The sequence below is a fragment of the Coleofasciculaceae cyanobacterium genome (assembly GCA_036703275.1).
GTDB lineage: Bacteria > Cyanobacteriota > Cyanobacteriia > Cyanobacteriales > Xenococcaceae > Waterburya.
Genome location: DATNPK010000105.1, coordinates 1 through 5,251, shown reverse-complemented (window position 1 = coordinate 5,251; position 5,251 = coordinate 1). Strand labels below are relative to the sequence as shown.

The 5,251-nt window shown below is 40.9% G+C and carries 5 protein-coding genes and 1 pseudogene; 4 read left to right on the top strand and 2 right to left on the bottom strand.

All coding sequences use genetic code 11. From position 1 onward, the window contains the following. The coding region (locus V6C71_23545; protein HEY9771430.1) for a hypothetical protein at nucleotides 1-266 on the top strand (266 nt) is incomplete at its 5' end. Between the two features lie 60 nt (nucleotides 267-326). Beyond that, nucleotides 327-1,532: a 3-dehydroquinate synthase gene (locus V6C71_23540; protein ID HEY9771429.1), complete on the top strand. Its 1,206-nt coding sequence runs from the start codon at nucleotides 327-329 to the stop codon at nucleotides 1,530-1,532. Nucleotides 1,533-1,600: 68 nt separating this feature from the next. Here the strand turns inward: V6C71_23540 and V6C71_23535 are convergent. Both V6C71_23535 and V6C71_23530 read right to left on the bottom strand, forming a co-directional pair. Continuing rightward, nucleotides 1,601-1,777: pseudogene (locus tag V6C71_23535) on the bottom strand (IS1 family transposase). 304 nt (nucleotides 1,778-2,081) lie between these two features. Further along, nucleotides 2,082-2,384, bottom strand: a complete 303-nt coding sequence (locus V6C71_23530) for an IS1 family transposase (protein HEY9771428.1) — start codon at nucleotides 2,382-2,384, stop codon at nucleotides 2,082-2,084. A gap of 296 nt (nucleotides 2,385-2,680) precedes the next feature. Between V6C71_23530 and eboE the strand changes: the two genes are divergently transcribed. Together eboE and V6C71_23520 are read left to right on the top strand one after the other, a co-directional pair. Then, nucleotides 2,681-3,901 (top strand): metabolite traffic protein EboE, encoded by a 1,221-nt coding sequence (gene eboE, locus V6C71_23525; GenBank protein HEY9771427.1) that lies wholly within the window; start codon nucleotides 2,681-2,683, stop codon nucleotides 3,899-3,901. 19 nt (nucleotides 3,902-3,920) lie between these two features. Then, nucleotides 3,921-5,251 (top strand): nucleotide pyrophosphatase/phosphodiesterase family protein (locus V6C71_23520; GenBank protein ID HEY9771426.1); only part of this gene is annotated, 1,331 nt, incomplete at its 3' end.

Genomic DNA, 5,251 nt, shown 5'->3' with positions numbered 1-5,251 from the left:
GTTTAGGCGTACTGCCAGAATATACCCTTTCAATCACTCTGCCTTTTTTAGCTTTATTTATAGTTTTAGTATTGCCTGCCTTTATTAAGGCTGCCGTTAAGCCCAGTCCTGAATTAATTCAAACGGCGGTTAAAGCAGGAGTTTTATCTTTAATTGTTTTGGATGCAACTATCGCTGCTGGTTTTGCCAACTGGCTTTATGGCTTATCAGTATTAGCCTTGCTTCCTTTATCTCGCTTTTTAGGACGAATGTTTGCTGTTACTTAAAACTCGTGTATTTAATCAGTTCTTTGATAATTAAAATTCATTGATATAATTTTTACTACTATGTTAATTCAAAAAAACAAAATCTTCAAAATCGAGTCTTTGCAGCAAAATGTCCAGGTTAACTTCTCTTACGGAGTTCACTTTACCAGAGGTTTGTTTGAAAGCAACAATCCTTTATTATCAGAGGTAATCGGGGCAAATAACATCGCAGCAAAATCAATTATAGTTGCAGTAGATTCGGGCTTATTAGAGGCACATCCAAAGCTAATTAGGCAAATTAATGACTATGCCGATCATTTCGCCGACAAAATCAACTTAGTTGCCCAGCCTATTATTATCCCAGGGGGAGAAGCAGCCAAAAACGACCCTGCTTTAATCGAAAAAATTCATCGGGTCATTGAGCAAGTCGGATTATGTCGTCATTCTTATATCTTAGCTATTGGAGGAGGTGCGGTAGTAGATATGGTGGGCTATGCTGCCGCTACTGCCCATCGAGGTATTAGACTAATTCGGATTCCGACGACGGTTTTGGCGCAGAATGATTCGGGAGTCGGAGTCAAAAACGGAATCAATGCTTTTGGCAAAAAGAATTTCTTAGGTACATTTGCCCCACCTTTTGCCGTACTTAATGATTTTAATTTTCTGACTACTTTAAGCGATCGCGATTGGAGATCTGGTATTGCCGAAGCAGTAAAAGTAGCCCTAATTAAAGATCGAAGCTTCTTTGAATTTATTAGTAACAATGCTAAAAACTTAGCTCAACGTGATGCCGCAGCGATGGAACAACTAATTTATCGCTGCTGTCAACTACATCTAGATCATATTGCTAACTATGGCGATCCTTTTGAAATGGGTTCTTCTCGCCCCTTAGATTTTGGTCACTGGGCTGCCCATAAATTAGAACATTTAACCAACTATCGTCTCAGACATGGAGAAGCTGTAGCAATTGGGATGGCTTTAGACTGTACTTATTCTTACCTAACAGGGTTATTAAACAAAGCAGATTGGGAGCAAATTATTACATCCTTAAAACAACTAGGCTTTGAACTATATGCCCCAGAATTAGCGAGTAATTTGGCCGAAGCAGAGTCTGCTGGCTCAATCTTTTGTGGATTAGTCGAATTTCGCGAGCATTTAGGCGGAGAATTAGCGATTATGCTGCTGCGAAAACTCGGGGAAGGATTAGAAGTAAATCAGGTTAATATTCCTATTTATCGCCAAGCAATCTTGATGTTGCAAGAAATTGAAGTTACAACTGGTAGTTAGCTCAACTAAGTAAATCGGTGTATTTAATTAAACGGTTTATTTATTGGCGTTGGTAAGCAAGTAATGCTTTAAGGAAAAGAGGGAATAGTATCAAATCTGAGATAATTTAGTAGTAAACGAATGGAGTATCTAAGAAAAACCAGAGATTTAGAATAACACAGCGTTTTCCTATGTAATCTAGCTAAGTAATGTCGAAGATGAGTATTCTCGCCCTCCACTCTGGTCATATAAGTTTTGGAGATAAGATGATCTTCCGACTCTATATACATTGAATAGACTTTTCATCGCAGCGCGTACGCGGACGTGCCTCCAGGCACTAATCCTTTAGGGCAGATCGTCGTCGAAGACGACTGGGACGCGAATGCGTCCGCGTTACGTACCAAAAGCTGTGCCAACACTTGATAATTGACCAAAGAAAATCAAATGTTTGATGAGAGCGATGCCTTTATGCGAAGCGGTATGCTAAAGCCCTAAAGGATTCACGGATAAACCGCACTCCGCCCTTCGGTCACACTAGCTTCGCGTCGTCCTTTAGGGCGGCTAACTTCGTTAATCGCCTATAGTCCAAAGAATAATACCCTTTTTCTGGTGATTAACCACTGTCCAAACCCAATACTTGTTTCTTTTATTGCGTACAAAGGTCTGAAGTTCATCGATTTCGGTGATTTCGGGAATTTCTTCGTCTTGGGGTTCATCCGATAAAGATTCTTTTGCTGCTTGAATCCAGTTCAAGATAGTAACATGACTAATTTTTGTCACGCTCGAAATTCCTTTGATACCCATACCATTAAGGTACATTTCAATACAGGTTTGTTTGGTTTGTCTGGAGTAGGCTCTAAAAGATGGATTGATTACATACTGAGTATCATATGCGAAGCGGTATGGTAAACCATATGCGAAGCGGTATCCTAAAGGACTAGCCCTAAAGGATTAGCGCCTGGAGGCGCGTCCTTCGCGTCGTCCTTTAGGACAATTTTTACACTTGTATGACTGTTTTCCTCGGCGAAAACCATTTTTCTTGCTTTGAGACGATTTACATTTGGGACAATCCATTCGCCAAAAACTACTAATTCTTACTATTTGATTTTACGCCCAATAGCATTACGCATTTACCAACGCCTATTTATTTAATCTATTTCTAAATCACCGTGAAGCTAGCAACCAACACTGACTTGCATTTAACTTACTGTACTAATATCCACCCTGGAGAATCTTGGGCAGAAGTTGCCAGCAACCTCAAGCAGTATCTTCCACAACTCAAAAAGCGATTATCTCCAGATCATCAATTTGGCATCGGTTTACGTCTAGCAGATATTGCCGCCAGAGAACTATTGACTGGGGATAATCTAATTCAGTTTCAAACCTGGCTACAAAAACAAGATTTATATGTCTTTACCCTCAATGGTTTTCCTTACGGCGGGTTTCATCATCAGGTGGTTAAAGATCGAGTATACGCCCCTGACTGGTCTACACGAGAACGTTTGGACTATACTCTGAGGCTAATTGAAATCTTAGCAGCTTTACTACCGCCAGATCTCGATGGTGGCATTTCCACTCTGCCAATCTCATATAAACCTTGGTGGCACAATTATGAGGATAGAAGCAAAATCTTACATCAAGCTAGTCTTAATTTGGCTGAGGCGATCGCGCAATTGGCAAAAGTTTACCAAAACACAGGTAAGCTGATTCATATCGATCTCGAACCCGAACCTGATGGAATGTTAGAAAACACGGCTGAGGTTATCGATTTCTTCCAAGATTGGTTATTGCCAGTGGGACGAGAATTCTTGCAGCAGCAAGGAATTAGTCAATCAGTAGCCCAAAATTGGGTTACTCAACATATTAGAGTTTGCTACGATACCTGTCATTTTGCCGTAGAGTATGAAGAACCTGATGAGATTATTCAACGCTTCCAAGATACAGGAATCAAAATTGGTAAAATTCAGCTTAGTTCGGCAATAAAGATTGATATTCCTGCAGAACCAGCCCAACGCCAAGCAATTTTGACTCAGCTTTCACCTTTTGCGGAATCTACGTATCTACATCAGGTAATTGCTCGTAATAGCCAGGGAAATCTTCATCATTATGCTGATTTATCCAGCGCACTAGAACATTTTTTAACCACCGAAGCCCAGCAATGGCGCACTCATTTCCACGTACCTATTTTTATGGCTAAATATCAGCTATTTGAATCTACCCAAGACCATATTGTCAAACTATTACAGATGTTGCCCGACGACTCCTTGGGTCATCATTTGGAGATTGAAACTTATACCTGGGAAGTATTACCGCCAGAAATAAAGTTAGATATTTTGACATCTATCGAACGGGAGTACCAATGGGTTTTGTCCGTAATTGGTAATTGTTGACAATTAAATTTCTTGAATCATGAATAAAACTATTGTTCTTAATGTGGTGGGTTTGACTCCCGAATTAATCGGTGAACATACGCCTTTTCTCGCTCGCTGGCAGAAGCAAGGTAAGACAACTTCGATTAAACCAGTGTTACCTGCCGTAACCTGCACCGCCCAGGCGACTTACTACACAGGAGAAAATCCTGCTCAACACGGTATTGTGGCTAATGGCTGGTATTTCCGAGATGAATGCGAGGTTAAGCTGTGGCGACAGTCTAACAAGTTAGTCCAAGCCCCCAAAATTTGGGACAAGGCACGAATGCTCGACCCCAATTTTACCTGTGCCAATTTGTTTGGTTGGTACAATATGTATTCGACCGTAGACTATGCGGTGACTCCTCGCCCTATGTATCTCGCAGACGGACGAAAGCTGCCTGATATTTATACCGAACCGATGGAATTACGTCCCTGGTTGACTTCTGAACTTGGGGAGTTTCCTTTATTTAACTTCTGGGGGCCAAACACTTCCGTTAAATCTAGTCAATGGATTGCGGATGCAGCTAAACAAGTTGAATTAAAATACAGTCCCACCCTGACTCTAGTTTATTTACCCCACTTAGATTATTGTCTGCAAAAGATCGGCACAAACCCCGATGATATTGCTCAAGATCTACAGGAGATAGATCGAGTATGTCAGGGCTTAATTGAATTTTATGAAGCCAAAGACGGAAAAGTTATTGTTCTTTCTGAATATGGGATCACAAAAGTTTCTCAGCCAATCCATCTCAATCGTCTATTTAGACAGCAAGGATTAATTACCGTCAGGGAAGAACTTGGTACAGAAATTTTGATTCCTGGGGCAAGTAAAGCCTTTGCCGTTGCCGATCACCAAATTGCTCATGTTTATGTTAACGATCCTAGTTGTTTATCTCAGGTACAAAACATCTTGGAAAATACCCCAGGTGTCGATCTGGTTTTAGATCAAACAGGAAAAGAAAAACATCATCTCGATCACGAACGTTCGGGAGAACTAGTTGCGATCGCCAATCCTGATGCTTGGTTTACCTACTACTATTGGCTCGATGACAAATTCGCCCCCGATTTTGCCCGTACCGTCGATATTCACCGCAAGCCTGGTTACGATCCTGTAGAACTATTTGTTGACCCTCGCTTAAGCTTGCCTAAAGTCAAAGTTGGACTAACTTTACTCAAAAAGAAACTCGGTTTTCGATACCTGATGGATGTAATTCCTTTAGATGCCAGCTTAGTCAAAGGTTCTCATGGTCATGTTACTCAGGCGGTAGGGCGATCGCCATTGTTAATTACTCAACAGCAAGACTTATTAAATAGCAAAACTATTGAAGC